The sequence below is a fragment of the Streptomyces sindenensis genome (assembly GCF_014649035.1).
In the GTDB taxonomy this organism is placed as follows: domain Bacteria; phylum Actinomycetota; class Actinomycetes; order Streptomycetales; family Streptomycetaceae; genus Streptomyces; species Streptomyces sindenensis.
This window is the reverse complement of record NZ_BMSG01000004.1, coordinates 244,909-263,553: the sequence shown is the minus strand read 5'-3', so window position 1 is coordinate 263,553 and position 18,645 is coordinate 244,909. Positions and strand designations below refer to the sequence as shown.

General features: G+C 72.2%; 16 protein-coding genes. 7 read left to right on the top strand and 9 right to left on the bottom strand.

What is annotated here, in order from left to right; translation table 11 throughout:
* Positions 1-80 precede the first annotated feature (80 nt).
* Both IE145_RS07930 and IE145_RS07925 read left to right on the top strand, forming a co-directional pair.
* A complete protein-coding gene (locus tag IE145_RS07930) occupies positions 81-581 on the top strand; it encodes a tetratricopeptide repeat protein (RefSeq protein WP_189520169.1) in 501 nt (166 codons plus the stop codon).
* Between the two features lie 191 nt (positions 582-772).
* Positions 773-1,432, top strand: a complete 660-nt coding sequence (locus IE145_RS07925; protein WP_229825418.1) for a YoaK family protein — start codon at positions 773-775, stop codon at positions 1,430-1,432.
* 209 nt (positions 1,433-1,641) lie between these two features.
* Here IE145_RS07925 and IE145_RS07920 read toward each other — a convergent pair whose 3' ends face one another.
* Together IE145_RS07920 and rpmG are read right to left on the bottom strand one after the other, a co-directional pair.
* Positions 1,642-1,917: a type B 50S ribosomal protein L31 gene (locus IE145_RS07920; RefSeq protein WP_189520167.1), complete on the bottom strand. Its 276-nt coding sequence runs from the start codon at positions 1,915-1,917 to the stop codon at positions 1,642-1,644.
* A 65-nt stretch (positions 1,918-1,982) separates the two neighbouring features.
* On the bottom strand, positions 1,983-2,147 hold the full coding sequence (gene rpmG / locus IE145_RS07915) for a 50S ribosomal protein L33 (RefSeq protein WP_189520166.1): 165 nt from the start codon (positions 2,145-2,147) through the stop codon (positions 1,983-1,985).
* Between the two features lie 357 nt (positions 2,148-2,504).
* Between rpmG and IE145_RS07910 the strand changes: the two genes are divergently transcribed.
* Positions 2,505-3,935: a PP2C family protein-serine/threonine phosphatase gene (locus IE145_RS07910; RefSeq protein WP_189520165.1), complete on the top strand. Its 1,431-nt coding sequence runs from the start codon at positions 2,505-2,507 to the stop codon at positions 3,933-3,935.
* 85 nt (positions 3,936-4,020) lie between these two features.
* Here IE145_RS07910 and IE145_RS07905 read toward each other — a convergent pair whose 3' ends face one another.
* The gene (locus tag IE145_RS07905) at positions 4,021-5,508 is read right to left on the bottom strand and encodes a DNA-binding protein NsdB (protein WP_189520164.1); all 1,488 of its coding nucleotides are present in this window, start codon (positions 5,506-5,508) and stop codon (positions 4,021-4,023) included.
* A gap of 231 nt (positions 5,509-5,739) precedes the next feature.
* Here IE145_RS07905 and IE145_RS07900 point away from each other — a divergent pair, with 231 nt between their 5' ends.
* From IE145_RS07900 to IE145_RS07890, 3 genes are all read left to right on the top strand, one after another.
* Complete coding sequence (locus IE145_RS07900) at positions 5,740-6,876, top strand: aminoglycoside phosphotransferase family protein (RefSeq protein WP_118905031.1); 1,137 nt, start codon at positions 5,740-5,742, stop codon at positions 6,874-6,876.
* 476 nt (positions 6,877-7,352) lie between these two features.
* On the top strand, positions 7,353-8,018 hold the full coding sequence (locus IE145_RS07895) for a transglycosylase SLT domain-containing protein (protein ID WP_189520163.1): 666 nt from the start codon (positions 7,353-7,355) through the stop codon (positions 8,016-8,018).
* 149 nt (positions 8,019-8,167) lie between these two features.
* Positions 8,168-10,381, top strand: coding sequence for a terpene synthase family protein (locus tag IE145_RS07890; protein WP_189520162.1), 2,214 nt, complete (start codon positions 8,168-8,170; stop codon positions 10,379-10,381).
* A gap of 173 nt (positions 10,382-10,554) precedes the next feature.
* On the opposite strand, the gene IE145_RS07885 is transcribed toward IE145_RS07890, so the two are convergent.
* From IE145_RS07885 to IE145_RS07865, 5 genes are all read right to left on the bottom strand, one after another.
* Positions 10,555-11,055, bottom strand: a complete 501-nt coding sequence (locus IE145_RS07885) for a hypothetical protein (RefSeq protein WP_003971159.1) — start codon at positions 11,053-11,055, stop codon at positions 10,555-10,557.
* A 101-nt stretch (positions 11,056-11,156) separates the two neighbouring features.
* Entirely contained in the window at positions 11,157-12,323 is a 1,167-nt protein-coding gene (locus IE145_RS07880; RefSeq protein ID WP_189520161.1) for a thiolase family protein, read from the bottom strand.
* Entirely contained in the window at positions 12,316-13,368 is a 1,053-nt protein-coding gene (locus IE145_RS07875) for a thiolase family protein (RefSeq protein ID WP_189520160.1), read from the bottom strand. The genes IE145_RS07880 and IE145_RS07875 overlap by 8 nt, the downstream gene beginning before the upstream one ends.
* Positions 13,369-14,316 (bottom strand): Zn-ribbon domain-containing OB-fold protein, encoded by a 948-nt coding sequence (locus IE145_RS07870; protein ID WP_189520159.1) that lies wholly within the window; start codon positions 14,314-14,316, stop codon positions 13,369-13,371. It abuts the gene before it with no gap.
* 15 nt (positions 14,317-14,331) lie between these two features.
* Complete coding sequence (locus tag IE145_RS07865) at positions 14,332-15,132, bottom strand: crotonase/enoyl-CoA hydratase family protein (protein WP_189520158.1); 801 nt, start codon at positions 15,130-15,132, stop codon at positions 14,332-14,334.
* A gap of 167 nt (positions 15,133-15,299) precedes the next feature.
* On the opposite strand from IE145_RS07865, the gene IE145_RS07860 reads away from it, so the two are divergent.
* Positions 15,300-16,931 carry an acyl-CoA synthetase gene (locus tag IE145_RS07860; protein ID WP_189520157.1) on the top strand — a complete coding sequence of 544 codons (1,632 nt, stop codon included), beginning with the start codon at positions 15,300-15,302 and terminating at the stop codon, positions 16,929-16,931.
* A 117-nt stretch (positions 16,932-17,048) separates the two neighbouring features.
* Here IE145_RS07860 and IE145_RS07855 read toward each other — a convergent pair whose 3' ends face one another.
* The gene (locus tag IE145_RS07855) at positions 17,049-18,572 is read right to left on the bottom strand and encodes an alpha/beta fold hydrolase (protein WP_189520156.1); all 1,524 of its coding nucleotides are present in this window, start codon (positions 18,570-18,572) and stop codon (positions 17,049-17,051) included.
* Positions 18,573-18,645: the final 73 nt, after the last annotated feature.

Below are 18,645 nucleotides of genomic sequence, written 5' to 3'. Positions count from 1 at the left end.
GCCCGGCCGGAACACACCCGAGCGGGGCGGCGGAGCGACATCTAGTCCGGCCGTCCGCTACCGCCTGCGACGATGTGCGCATGAGCGCAGAGAAGAAGAAGGACCTGCTTGACGAGGCCGACCGGTTGCGTGAGGGGGGCCGGCCCGAGGAGGCGCGCGAACGGCTGCTCGCCCTGACGGCCGAGTATCCGGACGACGCCGAGGTGGCCTACCGGACGGCGTGGATCCACGACGTGCTGGGCCTGGAGTCGGAGGCGGTGCCGTACTACGAGCGCGCTCTGGCCAACCCTGAGCTCCCGGCGGAGGACCGGCGCGGGGCGCTGCTGGGGCTGGGCAGTACGTATCGGGTCCTCGGCCGCTACGGGCAGGGGGTGGAGACGCTGCGCCGGGGTGTGGAGGAGTTCTCGGACGACGGTGCGATGCGGGCGTTCCTGGCGATGGCGCTGTTCAACACCGGCGAGCACGACGAGGCGATGCGGCTGTTGCTGGAGCTGACGGCCGCGACCAGCCAGGACCCGTACGTCCAGCAGTACCGGCGGGCGATCGAGCACTACGCCAAGGACCTCCACGAGACCGTGTGACCCGTGTGGCGGACGGGGCGGTGGTGCGCGGCGCGCCGCGCGGCGGGCGCAGCTCCGGTCGGGGCGCGGCACGTGCCGAGAATGCTCGGGTGCCCTCCGCTCCCCCGGCGCTTCCGCCGTCCCCGCCTTCCGGCTCCTCCTCCTGCGGCGCGTCCCGGACCGGTGACGCGCCGCGGGGCGGCGAGGCGGCGCTGCTACTGCTGTCCGCGGCTTCCGGGGCGGCGGACGCGTTCGTCTTCCTGTGCGTGGGGCAGGTCTTCGCCGGGGTGATGACCGGGAACCTGGTGCTGCTCGGGGCTTCGGCCGCCGGTGCGGGCGAGGACGGTGTGGCGCTGAAGGTCGTCGTCGCCCTGGGGACGTACTTCTGCGGGGTGGCGGCGGGCGCGCTGATGTCCGGGCGGCGGGGTTGCCGGGTCCCGGCGCTGCTGGGGGCGGAGGTGATCCTGCTGGGGGCGGCCGCCGTGCTGTGGGGGCTGGAGCTGGTCACGTCGTACGGGGAACGGCTCGGGCTGCTGTCGCTGGTGGCGGTGGCGATGGGCGTCCAGGGGCGGGTCCGGGTGACGCCGACGAACTACTTCACCGGGACGCTGACCTCGCTCGCCGGTCGTGTGGCGTTGCGCGAACTGCGGCGCGGGGACGGCTGGGTGCTGGGGCGGCTGGCCGCGGTGGTGGCGGGGGCGGCGGTCGCGGCGCTGGCCGAGCGGTGGTGGAGCCCCGGGGCCGCGCTGGGGGCGGTGGTGGCGGCTGCCGGTGCGCTGGCTCTGGAGACGGTTCGGGGGCGGGGCGGCCGCTTGCGGCCGGACAGGAGGAAGCCCCGGCCGGATCGGGGGAATCCAGCCGGGGCGGCTTGAGTGCGGGCGTGAAGGGCGGTCGCCTCTCGGCGGGGTGCTCCATGGGGCTTCGGCGGTGCCGATCGTCCCCATGGGCTACAGGTGAGGCCCGGGGACACTGTCCCCCTCACACCCACGTATAGATGAACGATAAACCATCCCGGGGTGTTCCCGGGAACCCGCCCCCGCAGATGTGATCCACGGCACGGAATTCCCGGCTCTTCCCCTGGTCAGGCCGCGTTCGGCCGGCCCCCGGGCGCCTCGCCGGTGCCGTAGCGGCGCCGGAACCGCTCGACACGGCCCGCCGTGTCGAGCACCCGGGTGCCACCGGTGTAGAACGGGTGGCTCGCCGACGAGGTCTCCACGTCGATGACGGGGTAGGTGTTGCCGTCCTCCCACACCACGTGCTCGCCGGAGTCGGCGGTCGAACGGGTCAGGAAGGCGACGTCGGCCGCGCGGTCACGGAAGACCACGGGGCGGGAGACGGGGTGGATACGGGACTTCATCGATGCGTTCCTTCCTCACCGCGCGCGGCGGTGGCGTACAGAGTGTTCGGACCATCTCCGCGCGGTCAGCGGACCTCGCGGAACAGGACGTGGCGACCGACGGCCGAGTCGAACTTGCGGAGCTCCAGCCGGTCGGGGTCGTTGCGGCGGTTCTTGCGTGTCGCATAGCTGCGACCCGTTCCGGCGGTGGACCGGAGAGTGACGACGGGCCTGGACTCACTGCGCGCCACGGGCGCCTCCTTCGCTGCCTCCGACGACCCCCAGTCCCCCTGTCGGGAATGGGATTCGTTTTCGTTCTGATGGGGTAACGCGGGTCGATCGCGCGGCATTCCCGCCCGCTCCCCACCCTTCACCTGGCACCCGAGCGCCACTCCCGCACCATCGGCCCCCCCTGGGGAGTCCGGTCAACTCGCCCCAAACGCAAGCCTGTTCGGACGGGCACCGCCTCGGACAGCCGCTGGCATATGCCAGAAGCAACTACGCATCGAGTGTTGCCAAATCCCTTACGACCCGCCGCGGCCTGTGCGACAGTCGGTAGCGGTCCCCCCTTCGGAACCGGCTAGGCCGCGCCTGCAACGGAGTACGAGATGCCGTCCCCCCTCTTCGCGGACCGCCCCGCACCACAGCTTCCCGCGCACGACGCCGTCGACGACCTGATCCACCGGACGCGCCGGCTGCGCGGAGATGTGGACGCCGTGCGGCGGGACGCCGTCATGTCCGACGAGGACGACCCGCAGCTGCGCTGGCAGCGCGCCCTGTGCGAGCTGGCCGTGCACCACCTGGACACCCTCGGCGAGCATCTGGGCCAGCTCAGGGCGGGTCTGCCGGGCCCGCGCGCCGAGGGCTCCGCCTCCGGGGACGAGGAGACGCCGAAGGGCCCGAAGGCCGGTTCCCTGCTGAGCCGGGTGGGCAGCGCCGAGTGGAACCTCCTCACCGACGAGTCCAGCTGGTCCGAGGAGCTGTACGAGATCTTCGGCAGGCCGCTCGACTCCGCCCCCCTCTCCCTGGACGACCTGCCGTCCGTGCTGCTGCCCGAGGACCAGCCGGTGCTGACCGCCATGGTGACGGGCTGCCTGGTCGACGGCCGGCCGATGGACGGCGAGTTCCGCATCCTGCGGCCCGACGGCGACACGCGCACACTGCACATGACGGGCGAGCCGGTCCTCGACGCCGAGGGCTGCACGGCCTCCATGTGGGCGGTCCTGCGGGACGTCAGCGAGCTGCGCCGCAGCGAACAGGCCGTGACCAGGAGCCGCGCGTCGGTCCAGCGCGAGGAGCACATCGAGCGCGCCGAGCACCGCATGGCCGTCGAGCTCCAGGAGACCGTCCTGCCCCCGTGGCGCGGATCACTGCGCCTCCCGCCGCAGGGCCCCGGCGCCCTGGACATCGCGGCGCACTACCTCCCCTCCGCGTCGAGCGGGCTCATCGGCGGGGACTGGTACGACGCGATGGAGCTGCCGGACGGACGCACCCTCCTCACCGTCGGCGACCTCACCGGGCACGGGATCCCCGCCACCTCGGCGATGGCGATGCTGCTGGGTGCGCTGCGGGGCATGGCCGTCGCCGGCATCGAGCCGGGCGCGCTGATGGGACACCTCAACCAGGTGCTGGAGACGTCGATACAGCCCGCGCTGGGCAGTGCCCTGTGCTGCCGTTTCGACCCCGGAACCTCCGTTCTCTCCTGGGCGCAGGCCGGTCATCCCGCGCCGCTGCTCTTCCGCGGCGGTTCGGGGCGGCCGCTGCCTCCGCCGGACGGGATACTGCTGGGTGCCGCGCCGCAGGCCGTGTTCGAGCAGGACGAGGTACGGCTGTTCCCCGGCGACGTGCTCGTTCTGCACACCGACGGGCTGACCCGACGCGGCGACCGGGGTGCGGGCCCGGAAGCACTGCTCGCCCTCGCCCCTCGGTTCGCAGAGGCCCGTACGGCACAGGAGTGCGTCCGGGGCGTCGTCGAGGAGTTCGGCGGGACCGAGCGCCTGGACGACGCGTGCGTACTGGTCGCCCGTATCGGGGCGTGAGGGAACGCGGACGGATCAGGGCATGCCGCGGAAGCGCGGACGCGTCAGGGCGTGAAGGAGCGCGGAGCGGCGCGGTGGGGGCGGTTCAGATCTGGGTGCCCCTGGCCTTCTTCTGGCTCGGCAGCGACAGTTCGATCTCCTCGCGCAGATCCTGGATGCCCGCGTATCCGGCGAACTGACCGGTGAGCCGGTACATCTCACGGAGCCGGTCCCAGGTGCGGTGCGAGGAGGTCTCCCCCATCGACACCAGTGCGAGCCGGGCGTAGCGGTCGGCCTGTTCCGGGTCGTTGGCGATGAAGCAGGCCGAGGCGAGCGAGATGTAGTCGAAGATCTTCGACCGCTGGCGCCCGTTGACCCGCATCTCCAGCGCCTGCTTGGCGTGGCGTTGGGCGATGATCGCCGCCCCCGGGTCGTGCTCGGCGAGCGTACGGAAGGCGAGCGCCTGCATACCGTGCATATCGGCCTCGTCGAACATCTGCATCCAACTGGGCGGCGGGACGTCGCTCTTGTCCGAGACGAAGAGCTCCTCGGCCTCGCCGAGGGTGCGCCGCATGGCCTGACCGCGTCCCATGGACGCCTGTGCCCAGGCCTCGATGGTGCGCAGCATCGCCTGCGTACGGGGCAGGGTCTCGTCGCCGGAGCCGGATTTGGCGAGCTTCATCAGGTCGAGTGCGTCGTCGGGGCGGCCCAGGTGCACCATCTGGCGTGCCGCCCGGGAGAGTGCCTCGCCGGCGCGTGGCCGGTCGCCGCCCTCGCGGGCCGCGTGGGCGGCGATGACGAAGTACTTCTGGGCGGTGGGTTCGAGGCCGACGTCGTGGGACATCCAGCCCGCCAGAACGGCGAGGTTGGCGGCGACGCCCCACAGGCGGCGCTGGAGATGGTCGGGGTGGCGGTAGGCGAGCATGCCGCCCACCTCGTTGAGCTGGCCCACGACCGCCTTGCGCTGGAGTCCGCCGCCCCGGGACGCGTCCCAGGCACGGAAGACCTCCACCGAGTGCTCCAGGGCCTCGATCTCGTCGGAGCCGACCGGTGCGGCCTCGTACCGGTCGAAGCCGGCGGGGTCGGCGTGCAGGGGGTCGTTGGCCCGTGGCGCGTCGGCCGCCGGAGCAGGGTCGCTGTGCAGCCAGTCGTACATGGGGCCGGCGATGGTTGAGCCGGCGGCGAGCGCGGCGCCCGCACCCACCAAGCCGCGTCGGTTGAGCATGAGGTCCATTCCCGTGAATTCGGTGAGGACCGCTGCCGTCCGTTCGGGCGCCCACGGCAGTTGATCGGGATTGTTCTCCGTCCCGGAGTCACGCCGTTTCCCCACACGCCCGCGTCGGCCGAACCCGAGGTCCTCGATGGTCACGACACGGCCGAGCCGCTCGGTGAACAGAGCTGCCAGCACTTCGGGCACGGGATCACGGGGGGACTCCCCCATGTCGATCCAGCGCCTGACACGCGAGGTGTCGGTGGCCAGCTGCGGGTGGCCCATGGCCGCCGCCTGCCGGTTCACCATTCTCGCGAGTTCGCCCTTGGACCAGCCGGCCAGGCCGAACAGGTCGCTGAGACGGGTGTTGGGTTCTCCGGTCACTTCAAGCCCCCAGGTTCTCGGCTGACTTGACACTAACCCCCTGTCAGATGCGCTGTGACTATTCGCCAGGGTTCGCCAGGGTCCGCCAGATGGTCTGCCACCCGTGACCCGTTGTCAGGTAGGAGTGCGCCACCCCGCCCGGCAGCCCTAGGTACTCCCCAGGGTGCCGAACGGCCGTCGGCCGGGTTGGCGCACGTACCTTGTCGGCGCACGAAGGGATCTGTCTCGCCCATGTACACAGCATCGTCCTCCGTGTCCGCCCCGCCCCGTCCGCTCCGCCCGATGGGCGCGGGCGGCGGGCCCTATCTCGCTCCTCACGCCGGTGCGCCGGTGCAGGGTCCGGGCCGGGCCCGACGGGCCGCGGGACCGGGCGCCGGACCGCTCAGCGGAAGGATCGACCTGTCCGGGCCGCAGGGCGCGCAGGTGCGGATGGCCATCGCCTCCGTGCAGCGCATCTGCCCCGAGTTCAACCCGGTCCAGGTGCTGCGCCGCAGCGGACGTTCGGTCCTGATCGTGGGAACGACCGGGCGGGCGACGGCCGTGGCGAAGTGTTTACTGGACCACTCGCCAGCGTGGACCGAGCGGTTCCGGCACGAAATAGCGGCGTACCGCGCGTTCGTCCGGCATCGGCCCCCGGTTCGGGTGCCCCGGCTGATCGCGGCGGACCCGGAGAACTGCACGCTGGTGATCGAGCGGATGCCCGGACGGGTCGCCGCTCTCACCCGGCACCCGGCGGAGGCGCCGCCGCGGGCCGACATCCGCGCCGCTCTGGGCGCGATCGCCCGGGTGAACGCCTGGCGGCCGCCGCCCGGACTGTTCGAGGCGCCGCTCGACTACGCCTCGCGGATCGCCCGCTACCACGAGCTCGGTCTGTTCACCGACCGTGACCTCGGTGACCTGCAGAAGCTGCTGCACGGCCTGGCCCACGCGGGCGGGCGGCAGGGCATGGGGCAGTTCTGCCACGGGGACGCCCTGCTCTCCAACATCCTGCTGTCGCCGACCGGACCGGTGCTCGTCGACTGGGAGCACGCCGGCTGGTACCTCCCTGGGTACGACCTGGCGACGCTGTGGGCGGTGCTGGGGGACGCCCCGGTGGCCCGCCGCCAGATCAGCCAGCTGGCCCAGGCCAGGGGCCCGGCCGCGCGGGACGCGTTCCTGGTGAACCTGATGCTCGTGCTGACCCGCGAGATCCGCAACTACGAGACGGCGGTGCAGCGCACCATGCGGGAAGCGCCCTCGGTGGGTGCGGGGGCGGACCGCCCCGGTGCGCTCTCCTCCGGTGAGGAGCAGCGGCTGCTGCTGCGGAGGCTGCACGACGACTGCGCGATGGCGCGGAGGGCTGTGCGGGCGGCGGTCGGCACCCGCTGAGGCGGGACGACGCCGAACCGGACACCAGGGCGGGGCAGGGGCCCGCCCATGAAAGACCACAGTGACCAGACCACTGTGAAGAAGAAGCGCGCTGCGGGACCGGTGCCGACACACCGGTCCCGCGGCGCGCTGTTCTGCGTTCGGTGACCGTGTGCTGACCCTGTGCCGTTCCGGGGTCCCTCGCGGGTGAGGCCCGCCACGAGACCCACGTCACCTACGACGCCCGGTAGTAGGCCCGAGCCCTCCCGTCCGGCGTAACGAACCGCCCAAATGGCTCATAAATTGGCATCTCACGATGAAGCGTAGTAAAGGCGGTCATTGCTTCCTATGTCGGTGCCCGCTAACCATGGATCCCGGCAGGCACCGAGTTCGAGTCCGCGTCGATCGCCCACCGGCGACCGCGGCCCGGACGGTCCGGTACCCGCCGACGCGGCGCGAAGGCCGCGAAGCCCGTCCCCCATAGGAAGAGCTCACGCATGCCCCGCATCTCCACCCTGCGCATCACCCGCTCGCACAAGATCGCCACCGCCGTGCTCGTCGCGGCCGGTTCCGTCACCGCCATAACGGCCACCGGCGGTCCGAGCGAAGCGCAGACCACCGCGACCCGGTCCTCCGTCTCCGTGGAGCCGGTCGCCGCCGCGGGCATCCCCACAGCGAAGGACGCGGCCGAGAAGGCCGCGAAGGAGAAGGCCGCCAAGGAAGCCGCGGCGAAGAAGGCCGCCGCCAAGGCGACCGCGAAGAAGGCCGCCGAGAAGGAGCGCTCCGAGAAGCAGGCCGCCAACCGGTCCACCGAGCGCAAGGCCGTCACGCCGAAGAAGTACGCGAACAACCTCGACGGCTGGATCCGCGAGTCGCTCGACATCATGAAGAAGAAGAACATCCCCGGCTCCTACGAGGGGCTGCACCGCAACATCATGCGCGAGTCCAGCGGCAACCCGAACGCCGTCAACGACTGGGACATCAACGCGCGGAACGGGATCCCTTCCAAGGGGCTCCTCCAGGTGATCCAGCCCACCTTCGACGCGTACCACGTCAAGGGCACCCCGAAGAACCTCACCGACCCGGTCGCCAACATCACCGCCGCCGCCAACTACGCCGCGGACCGGTACGGCTCGATCGACAACGTCGACTCCGCCTACTGAGCCGGCCTGCCGAGCCGACACCCCCGACACGCCGATGATGTGACTAATGGCCATCGTGCGTGCCCCGGATGGCCGAAGGGTAGTGCTGCGCGGACACCACCGGTCCGCGCGATTCCCCGCGCGGAGGCTTCTGGAAAGGCCTGACGCACATGGCACAGCCCTTCTCACTGCCGGACTTCTATGTTCCGTATCCGGCCCGGCTCAACCCCCATGTGGAAGCGGCGCGCTCGCACACCCGGGAGTGGGCCCGTTCCATGGGGATGCTGGAGGGATCCGGCGTCTGGGAGGAGAAGGACCTGGAGGCGCACGACTACGCCCTCCTGTGCGCCTACACCCATCCCGACTGCTCGGCGGAGGCGCTCAGCCTCGTCACCGACTGGTACGTGTGGGTCTTCTTCTTCGACGACCACTTCCTGGAACTGTTCAAGCGCACCCCCGACCGGGCGGGCGGCAAGCGGTATCTGGACCGGCTGCCCGCCTTCATGCCGATGGAGCGCGGAGCCGCGACACCCGAGCCCGAGAACCCCGTCGAGGCGGGGCTCGCCGATCTGTGGGCCCGGACGGTGCCCGCGATGACGGACGACTGGCGGGCCCGGTTCGCGGAGTCGACGGAGAACCTCCTCAACGAGTCCCTGTGGGAGCTCGCCAACATCCACGAGGGCCGCATCGCCAACCCGGTGGAGTACATCGAGATGCGCCGCAAGGTGGGCGGCGCGCCCTGGTCCGCGGGCCTGGTCGAGTACGCGGCGAGCGCGGAGGTTCCGGCGTCGGTCGCCGGGTCCCGGCCGCTGCGGGTGCTGCGGGACGCCTTCTCCGACGCCGTACACCTGCGTAACGATCTCTTCTCCTACCAGCGTGAGGTGGAGGACGAGGGGGAGAACAGCAACGGCGTGCTGGTGCTGGAGAAGTTCCTGGGCTGCTCCACGCAGGAGGCGGCCGAGGCCGTCAACGATCTGCTGACCTCACGGCTCCAGCAGTTCGAGAACACCGCCCTCACCGAACTCGGCCCCCTCTGTGCCGAGAACGCCCTCGACCCGGCGCAGACCGCGGCCGTGCTGGCGTACGCCAAGGGGCTCCAGGACTGGCAGTCCGGCGGCCACGAATGGCACATGCGCTCCAGCCGCTACATGAACGGCGGAGGCGCCGGCGAGGCCGTGGCCGGCTGGGGCATGTCCGCGGCTTCCATCAGGTTCACCCTCCGCTCGGAGACCGCGCGGGCCCGCAGCCACAGCCATGTGCCGTACCAGCACGTGGGCCCCTCGCTGCTGCCCGACTTCGACCTGCCCTTCACGACCACGCTGAGCCCCCATCTGGAGGGGGCCAGGGGCCGGCTCGTCGAGTGGGCGCGGCGGATGGGCATCCTGGAGGCCCAGCCGGGGGTGCCGGGTTCGCACATCTGGGACGAGGTGCGGATCCGCGCGATCGACCTGCCCCTCTGCGCCGCCGGCATCCACCCGGACGCGAGCCCGGACGAGCTGGACCTCTCCTCGGGCTGGCTGGCCTGGGGGACGTACGGGGACGACTGGTTCCCGGTGGTGCACGGCCGGACCCGGGATCTGGCCGGTGCGCGGCTGGCGAACGACCGGCTGTCGCTGTTCATGCCGCTGGCCGACGAGGGGACGCCGGAGCCGGTGAACGCGCTGGAGCGGAGCCTGGGCGACCTGTGGCGCAGGACCGCCGGCCCGATGGACGCGGACGCGCGGCGCACTTTCCGCACCGCGATCGAGACGATGACCGAGAGCTGGCTGTGGGAGCTGGCGAACCAGGCGCAGAACCGCATCCCCGATCCGGTGGACTACGTGGAGATGCGGCGGGCGACGTTCGGTTCGGACCTGACGATGAGCCTGTGCCGGCTCGGCCATGGCCGGAAGGTTCCGGAGGAGGTCTACCGCAGTGGTCCGATGCGTTCCCTGGAGAACGCGGCGGCGGACTACGCGTGCCTGATGAACGACCTGTTCTCGTACCAGAAGGAGATCGAGTACGAGGGTGAGGTGCACAACGGCGCCCTGGTCGTGCAGAACTTCTTCGGCGTCGACTATCCGACGGGCGTGGCCATCGTGCACGACCTGATGAACTCGCGGCTGCGGCAGTTCCGGCATGTGGCCGAGGTGGAGCTCCCGGTGCTGTACGACGACTTCGGCCTGGACGCCGAGGCGCGGGAGATCCTGGCGGGCTATGTGCGGGAGCTGGAGCACTGGCTGGCGGGGATCCTGATCTGGCACCGGGGCTGCCGCCGCTACCGCGAGGAGGACCTGCGGAGCGGTCACGCCGCACCCTGGCATCTCGGCGGGCCCACGGGGCTCGGTACGTCGGCGGCGCAGGTGACCCGGATGCTGGCCGGGGCGGCGGGCGGCCGGGGCTAGCGGCCCGGGTCTTACGGTTGTGCGGATCAGGGCCCGCCGTGGCATTCCCATGGCGGGCCGGGCCGCACCTCCGGGCTCTTCGCCGGGTGCCCGCCGGGCGTCGCACGGACGGAGAAGGCCGCCCGAACGGATTCGGACGGCCTTGCGACCGGACGGTCTTGCGAAGGGACGTTTCAGCCTTGCTGGAACAGCTCCGCGGGCAGCGGCTTGAGCAGGGTGTAGAGGTCGTCGGTGATCGGCCGGTCCCAGCTGGCGATGGTCACGAGGACGCCGTCGCTGCGGTCGAACTGGACGCAGGCGATCCGGCTCTCGGAGAGCTTGACGCGGCGGACGATCAGCAGGTTGTCGCCCTGCATGACGGGGACGTCCTCGGAGCTGACGACCTCGATCGGCTCGTCGTTCTCCAGGGCGAGGAGCAGTTGGGCCACCTCGAAGGGGACCTGGCCCTCCTCGGTCTCGCGGGCGGGCGAGCCTTCCGGCAGATTGCCGATGATCATCGCCGGGCCCCGTCCGCCGTACAGGTCGTAGCGGAGGAAGACGCCCTGGCAGCTGCCGTCGGGGGCGGGGAGCAGACCGGCGCCGAGGTTGCCGGGCCAGTCCCCGGGGTCCATGGCCAGGACGTCGAAGTCCGGGCCCGCGGGTGTTGCGGCGCTACGGCGGCGGAGGAAGGACATGCCTGCCATGTTACGTGTCCCGGCTCACGGTGCGGAGCCGGGCCCGGGCCGCGCGGGGCCGGGCCCGCCGCGTCTTCCGGGCCGGGCCGGGGCTCGGCTTCTCAGCCGGGCGGGGGCTCCGCCCCCACCAGCCACATGGCGAAGAACTGGGACCCTCCGCCGTAGGCGTGGCCGAGCGCCCGGGTGGCCCCGTCGATCTGGTGCTCGCCTGCCCTCCCCCGGACCTGGAGGGCCGCCTCGGCGAAGCGGATCATGCCGGAGGCGCCGATGGGGTTGGCGGACAGCACGCCGCCCGAGGGGTTGACGGGAAGGTCGCCGTCGAGTTCGGTGACGCCCGCCTCGGTGAGTTTCCAGCCCTCGCCCTCGTCGGCGAAGCCGAGGTTCTCCAGCCACATCGGCTCGTACCAGGAGAACGGGACGTACATCTCGACGGCATCGATCTCACGGCGCGGGTCGGTGATGCGGGCCTGCCGGTAGACGTCGGCGGCGCAGTCCTTCCCGGCCCGCGGGGAGACGAAGTCCTTGCCCGCGAAGAGGGTCGGTTCGCTGCGCATCGCCCCGCCGTGGACCCAGGCGGGCGGGTGCGGGGAGCGGGCCGCGCCGTCCCGGCCGGTGAGGATCATGGCGCAGGCCCCGTCGGAGGAGGGGCAGGTCTCGGAGTAGCGGACCGGGTCCCAGAGCATGGGCGAGGACTGGACCTTCTCCAGGGTGAGGTCGTGGTCGTGGATGTGGGCGTAGGGGTTCTTCAGCGCGTTGCGGCGGTCCTTGTAGGCCACGAGCGAGCCGACCGTGCCGGGTGCTCCGGTGCGCCGCATGTACGCGCGCACGTGCGGGGCGAAGAAGCCGCCCGCACCGGCCAGCAGCGGCTGCTGGAAGGGGACGGGCAGGGAGAGCCCCCACATGGCGTTGGACTCGGACTGCTTCTCGAAGGCGAGGGTGAGGACGGTGCGGTGGACGCGGGCGGCGACGAGGTTCGCGGCGACCAGGGCCGTCGATCCGCCGACGGAGCCCGCCGTGTGGACGCGGAGCATGGGCTTGCCGACGGCGCCGAGCGCGTCGGCGAGGTAGAGCTCCGGCATCATGACGCCCTCGAAGAAGTCGGGCGCCTTGCCGATGACGACGGCGTCGATGCCGGCCCAGTCCAGCCCGGCGTCCTCCAGGGCGCGGACCGCCGCCTCGCGGACGAGTCCGGCGATGGAGACGTCGTGCCGGGCGGCGACGTGTTTGGTCTGGCCGATGCCGACGACGGCGACGGGCTCCTTACTCATGAGCGCTCTCCCCTTCCAGGACGGCGACCAGGTTCTGTTGCAGGCAGGGCCCGGAGGTGGCGTGGGCGAGCGCCCGGTCGGACTCGCCGCGGTGGATGCGGGCGGCGGCCTCGCCGAGCCGGATCAGCCCGGCGGCCATGATCGGGTTGGCGGCGAGCGCGCCGCCGGAGGGGTTGACACGGACCTCGTCGCCGAGGCCGAGCGCCTTGCGCAGGACGACTTCCTGCGAGGTGAACGGGGCGTGCAGCTCGGCGGTGTCGACGGGCCGTTCGAAGGCTCCGGCGTGTTCGGCGGCGAGCCGGGCGGAGGGGCTGTCGGTCAGGTCGCGCACGCCGAGGCTGTGGGCTTCGATCCGGTGGTCGATGCCCCGGATCCAGGCGGGCCGTTCGCACAGGGCGCGGGCGGTGTCCCCGGCGGCGAGGACCACGGCGGCGGCCCCGTCGCCGATGGGCGGGCAGTCGCCGGTGCGCAGCGGGTGCACGAGGTGGTCGCCCGCCGGGACGTCTCCGGTGAGCTGGGCGTACGGGTTGTCGACGGCGGCGGTGCGGCTGCGGGCGCCGATCTCGGCGAGGGTTCCTTCGTCGGTTTCGCCGGAGTCGATGAGGGCCTGGGCCTGGAGGGCGGCGAGGGCGACGGAGTCGGGCCAGAGGGGGGCGAGGTAGTAGGGGTCGAGCTGACGGGTGAGGACGTCGCGGACCCGGCCGGGCGAGGATTTGCCGTAGGCGTAGACGAGCGCGGTGTCCGCCTCGCCGGTCCGGATCTTCACCCAGGCCTCGTAGAGCGCCCAGGCCCCGTCCATCTCGACGTGGGACTCGGAGATGGGCGGGTGGGCGCCGACGCCGTCGAGCGCCATGGTGAAGGAGAAGGCCCGTCCGGCGAGGTAGTCGGCGGAGCCGGAGCAGGTGAACCCGATCGCGTTGGCCCTGAGGCCGGTCGCGCCCAGGACCTCGTGGAGGACGGGCATCACCAGGTCGAGCTCGGAGAGTTCGTCGGTGCGCCGCCGGTGCGCGCTCTGGGCGAAGGCGACGATGGCCACGTCCCGCATCTACACCAGCTCCTTGTACGTGTCGTAGTCGGCGTCGGGCTCGCCGGTGGGCCGGTAGTGGTCGACATGGCGGGCGCCCTCGGTCCAGACGGGCTCGACGCGCAGGCCCATGCGGACCTGGTCGTAGGGGAGGCCGGCGATGCGTCCGTGCAGGGCGAGGTCCGCGCCGTCGAGGGCGATGTGGGCGTATACGTACGGGACTTCGATGTCGAGATTCTTCGCTTTGATGTTGACGACGCAGAAGGTGGTGACCGTGCCGCGCGGTCCGACCTCGACCTGTTCGGCGGTGGCGACCCCGCAGGTGGGGCAGGCCCCGCGCGGCGGTACGTAGACCTTGCGGCAGGCGGGGCAGCGTTCGCCGACGGTGCGGCGTTCCTCCAGGGCCTTGATGTAGGCGCTCTGGGCGCGGCCGGGCGTGTGGACGTAGTCGAGGCGGGCCGGGGCGGCGATGCCGGTGACGGGGTCGGCGAACTCGCCTGTGCACGGTGCGGGTTCGGTGGGTCCGGGCTCGCCGTCGTACGGTTCGAAGCAGGCGATGTCGGTGATGGCGCCGGTGCGGGTCGCGGCCCAGCGGATACGGACGCGCATCCCGGTGCGGACGGCGTCGGGTCCGGGTGCGTCGAGTGCGTGCAGGAGTGCGGTGCCGGCCCCGTCGAGGCGGACGAGCACCCAGGCGAACGGGGTGTCCAGCGGCTGGTCCCGGCGCGGGGTCGGGTTCCAGGCCCAGGTGGTGACGGTGCCGGTGGGCGCGACCTCGACGAGGTCGCGGAGTTCGCCCGCGGTGACCGGGTCGTATTCGACGGGCGGCACGAGGACCGTGCCGGCGTCCGTGCGGACGCCGAGGACGGTGCGTTCGCGCAGTCCGGTGAGAAAGGCGCTCTGAACGGGGCCGAGGGATCGGGTGAAGGGGAACTCGACCACCAGCGGGGCGCTGAGGACGTCGGGCATGGCTCTCTCCTGGGGTCAGGCGCGCCGGTAGACGGGCGGGCGCTTCTCGGCGAAGGCGCGGGCGCCCTCCTTGGCGTCCTCGGTGGCGAACACGGGCCAGCCGCGCTTGAGTTCGGCGGCCAGCGCCTCGCTCTCGGTCAGCTCTGCGCCCTCGTAGACCGATGCCTTGACCGCCTCGACGGCGAGCGGCCCGCAGGCGTTGACCCGTTCGGCGACGGCGAGGGCCTCCTCCAGCGCGGTGCCGTCGGGCACGACCCTGCCGATGAGCCCGATGGCGGCGGCCTCGTCGGCGGTGTACGGGCGGCCGGTGAGGAGCATTTCGAGGGCGTGGGTGCGGGGGATCTGGCGGGGCAGCCGGGCGGTGGAGCCGCCGATCGGGAAGAGGCCCCGGCGGACCTCGAAGAGCCCGAAGGTGGCGCCCGCCCCGGCGATTCGGATATCCGTTCCCTGGAGGATCTCGGTGCCGCCGGCGACACAGGGGCCCTCCACGGCGGCGATCACCGGTGTGCGGGGGCGGTGGTGGCGCAGCATCGCCTTCCAGTGCAGATCCGGGTCGGCGGCCATGCGTTCGCGGTACTCCTCCCCCGCCATGCCGTCGCCCGCGAGCGCCTTGAGGTCCATGCCGGAGCAGAACGCGCCGCCCGCGCCGGTGAGGACGACGGAGCGGACCGTGTCGTCCGCGTCGGCCGCGAGCCAGCCGTCGTACAGGCCGACGAGCATCGGCAGCGAGAGAGCGTTCCTGGCCTGTGGTCTGTTCAGGGTGAGCACCAGCGTGGCGCCTTCGCGCCGCACGGCGAGGTGTTCCGTACCGCCCATGACGGACTCCTGTTCTCCGGATCTGGAACAGGTTGCAGGAGGAGGGGGCGCAGTTCAATAGTTTTCTGACAGCTCGTCAGATTGGTGCGGCGCCGCCCCTTCCCACTTGTGCCGACCGGCGCTCTAATGACGCCCGAGTCGCCAGTCATCCGGGGTCAGGAGGAACGGTGGAGTACAACCTTGCCGACCTGTTCGAGTCGGTCGTCGACGCGGTGCCCGGCCGCGAGGCGCTCCTGTACGTCGACCATCCCGGTACGGGCGCGGAGCGCCGGCTCACGTACGCGGAGCTGGACACCGCCGCCAACCGCATCGCCCACCACCTGATCGACGCCGGGATCCGGCCGGGCGAGCATCTGGGGCTGCACCTCTACAACGGGGTGGAGTACCTCCAGACGGTCCTGGGAGCGCTCAAGGCGCGGATCGTGCCGGTGAATGTCAATTACCGTTACGTCGAGGAGGAGTTGGTCTACCTCTACCGGGATGCCGATCTGGCGGCGCTGGTCTTCGACGGCGAGTTCGACGAGCGGGTGGCGGCGGCCGCCCCGCGCGCCCCGGGCCTGCGCCACCTGGTCCGGGTGGGGCCCGCTGCCACCACGGCCGCCCCCGGGCCGGTGGCCGTGCCCTTCACCGAGGCGGAGGCGTCCGGCTCCCCGGAGCGCGGATTCGCACCGCGCTCGGCCGACGACCAGTTCATCATCTACACGGGCGGCACGACCGGGATGCCCAAGGGGGTGATGTGGCGTCAGGAGGACCTGTTCTTCTCGGGCCTGGGGGGCGGAGCACCGACCGGCGAGCCGGTGAAGACCCCGCAGGAGCTGGCGGAACGGGTCGCGGCGGGCGGCGACGGCATCACCTTCTTCCCCACCCCGCCGCTGATGCACGGGACCTCCACCCTGACCGCCTTCATCGCTTTCAACTTCGGCCAACGCGTGGTCGTGCAACGCAAGTTCGTGCCGGAGGAGGTGCTGCGGACGATCGAGAGGGAGAAAGTCACGAGCGTGTCGCTGGTCGGCGACGCGATGCTGCGTCCGCTGATCGACTGCTTGAAGGGGCCGCTGCGCGGGACGGACTGTTCGTCGCTGTTCTCCGTCTCCAGCTCCGGGGCGATCATGTCGGACTCGGTACGCGCGGAGTTCCAGGCGCTCGTCCCGACGGCGCTGCTGCTGAACAACTTCGGCTCCTCCGAGTCCGGCTTCAACGGCACGGCCACCGCGGACTCGGGTCCCGAGAAGGGCTTCCGGGTCCAGGTCAACGCCCGTACGGCGGTGGTCGATCCGGTGACGTACGAGCCGGTGGCCCCCGGCGAGCCGGGCCGCATCGCCCAGCGCGGACATGTGCCGCTCGGCTACTACAACGACCCGGCCAAGACCGCCGACACCTTCTTCCGCCGGGGCGATGAGCGCTGGGTGCTGCTGGGCGACATGGCGACCGTGGACAAGGACGGCATCGTCACGGTGCTGGGGCGGGGCTCGCAGTGCATCAACACCGGTGGGGAGAAGGTGTATCCGGAGGAGGTCGAGCAGGCGCTCAAGTCGCATGCGGATGTGTACGACGCCCTCGTCGCGGGCGTCCCCGACGAGCGCTGGGGCAACCGGGTCGCCGCCGTGGTCCAACTGCGCGAGGGAGCTGACCCGTTGACCCTCCAGGCGGTCCAGTCCCACTGCCGGACCCGGCTGGCCGGCTACAAGATCCCCCGCGCGCTGGTGCTCGCCGACCGGATCCAGCGCTCGCCGAGCGGCAAGGCGGACTACCGGTGGGCGAAGGCGGTGGCGGCGGCCGGGACGAAGCGGGGCGACTGAGGCGGCCCGTGCGGAACGGTCCAGCGGCGGTGGACGGCGGGCGGCGCGACCCGGCGCGGGCCGCGACCCGACCACCGTGCCCGGCCGGCCCCGGCCCCGCCGAGGCGGCGCCGACGGTCAGCCCAGGCCGAACGACCGGAGCGCGGCGAGGAATTCCTCCGGCCGGTCCTCGTGGATGAGGTGTCCGGCGTCGATGGTGACCAGTTCGGCGTCCGGTATCGCGCGGACCATCTGCGCGAGCTGTTCCTGGTCGATGTGGCTGCCGGGCCCGCCACCGATGACGAGGGTGGGGACGGTGATCTCCGCGAAGCGGTCCCGGACGGCCGGGTCGGGGTTGTTCAGCTGGGCGTCGATGTCGGGAACGACGGGCCAGTCGAAGTCGAGGTCGCCGTCGGGGCGGACGGAGGGCGGCCGGGGCGGGTCGAGCGGGAGGAGGGGCGGCGCGTCCTCGATGATCAGCCGTCCGATCAGGCCCGGTTCCCGCTGGGCCAGCAGGTAGGCGGCGACCCCGCCCATGGAGTGCCCGACGACGGTCGCCCCGGCGAGGTTGCGGGCTTCCAGGAAGGCGTGCAGGTCGTCGCGGAACATCTCGAAGGAGTAGCGGCCGGGCCAGTCGCTCAGGCCGTGGCCGCGGAAGTCGGGGGCGTACACGCGGTGATCGGCGGCCAGGTCCCGCGCGATCCGGGACCAGGTCCCGCCGGAGCCCGCCCGGCCGTGCAGGAGGACGACGGGCGGGGCGTCGGGGGCGCCCCACACCCGGCAGGAGAGCCGGACCCCGCCCGCCTGGACGCTCAGGATCTCCGGGTCGAGGAAGGCCTCGACCGTACGGGCGAAGGCCCCCGGATCGTCCAGCCACGGGAAGTGCCCCGCGCCGCGCTGGACGACGAACTCGGCGCCCGGGAAGAGCGCGGCGAGCTCCGCGGCCCGGTCCGGGCCGGGGTGGCCGTCGTACTCCCCGGCGAGGACGAGGACCGGCACGGTCACCTCGCGCAGGGCGGCGGCGGTGGCGGCGGGGTCGAAGGCCCCTTCCTCCGGGTAGCGCCCGCGGGCTTCCACGTTGGTCTGGCCGGCGGATGCCTCGGCGTGGGCGCGTGCCGCCTCGTCCCAGCGGCCGTAGGTGAGGGGCCGGACGGCGGGCCACAGCTCGGCGAACGGCCCTCCGGCGAGCAGTGCCTCCTGGGCGGCCCGTGCCTCGGGGTACCAGGGCTCGTCGCGCCGCAGTTCGGCGGCCTCGCGCAGATCGTCGTCGGTCACTTCGATGCCGACGGCGCGGGTGCCGGGGGTGACGAGGGTCAGGGTGCGCAGCCGTTCCGGGTGGCGGGCGGCGTACAGGAGGGCGAGGTCGGCTCCGGCGGAGTGCGCCAGCAGGTCGACGCGCTCCAGGCCCAGGTGTTCGCGCAGGGCTTCCACGTCGTCGACGAGGCGGTCGCAGCGGTACGTCGAGGGGTCCTCGGGCACACCGGACGCGCCGGTGCCGCGCAGGTCCAGCAGGACGAGCCGGCGGCGCGCGGCGAGCCCTCCGAGGTCCCCGAGATACGCGCTCGCCCGCATCGGCCCGCCGGGCAGACAGATCAGCGGCTCGCCCTCCCCCACCGGGTGCCAGGCGAGCGGGGTCGTGTCGTACGCGGAGAAGATCGGCATACGCCCCATCCAAACAGGAAGCCGCGGGCAGGCACAGCGGACTTCGCGGGGAGCTGATCCCCAGCGATGCGTG

Coding starts and splice junctions, on each gene's coding strand:
- IE145_RS07875 (WP_189520160.1), bottom strand. CDS start 13,368: ATGCGGGACGTGGCCATCGTCGCCTTCGCCCAGAGCGCGCACCGGCGG.
- IE145_RS07865 (WP_189520158.1), bottom strand. CDS start 15,132: ATGGGCGGTACGGAACACCTCGCCGTGCGGCGCGAAGGCGCCACGCTG.
- IE145_RS07895 (WP_189520163.1), top strand. CDS start 7,353: ATGCCCCGCATCTCCACCCTGCGCATCACCCGCTCGCACAAGATCGCC.
- IE145_RS07880 (WP_189520161.1), bottom strand. CDS start 12,323: ATGAGTAAGGAGCCCGTCGCCGTCGTCGGCATCGGCCAGACCAAACAC.
- IE145_RS07870 (WP_189520159.1), bottom strand. CDS start 14,316: ATGCCCGACGTCCTCAGCGCCCCGCTGGTGGTCGAGTTCCCCTTCACC.
- IE145_RS07890 (WP_189520162.1), top strand. CDS start 8,168: ATGGCACAGCCCTTCTCACTGCCGGACTTCTATGTTCCGTATCCGGCC.
- IE145_RS07910 (WP_189520165.1), top strand. CDS start 2,505: ATGCCGTCCCCCCTCTTCGCGGACCGCCCCGCACCACAGCTTCCCGCG.
- IE145_RS07920 (WP_189520167.1), bottom strand. CDS start 1,917: ATGAAGTCCCGTATCCACCCCGTCTCCCGCCCCGTGGTCTTCCGTGAC.
- IE145_RS07900 (WP_118905031.1), top strand. CDS start 5,740: ATGTACACAGCATCGTCCTCCGTGTCCGCCCCGCCCCGTCCGCTCCGC.
- IE145_RS07855 (WP_189520156.1), bottom strand. CDS start 18,572: ATGCCGATCTTCTCCGCGTACGACACGACCCCGCTCGCCTGGCACCCG.
- IE145_RS07885 (WP_003971159.1), bottom strand. CDS start 11,055: ATGTCCTTCCTCCGCCGCCGTAGCGCCGCAACACCCGCGGGCCCGGAC.
- IE145_RS07930 (WP_189520169.1), top strand. CDS start 81: ATGAGCGCAGAGAAGAAGAAGGACCTGCTTGACGAGGCCGACCGGTTG.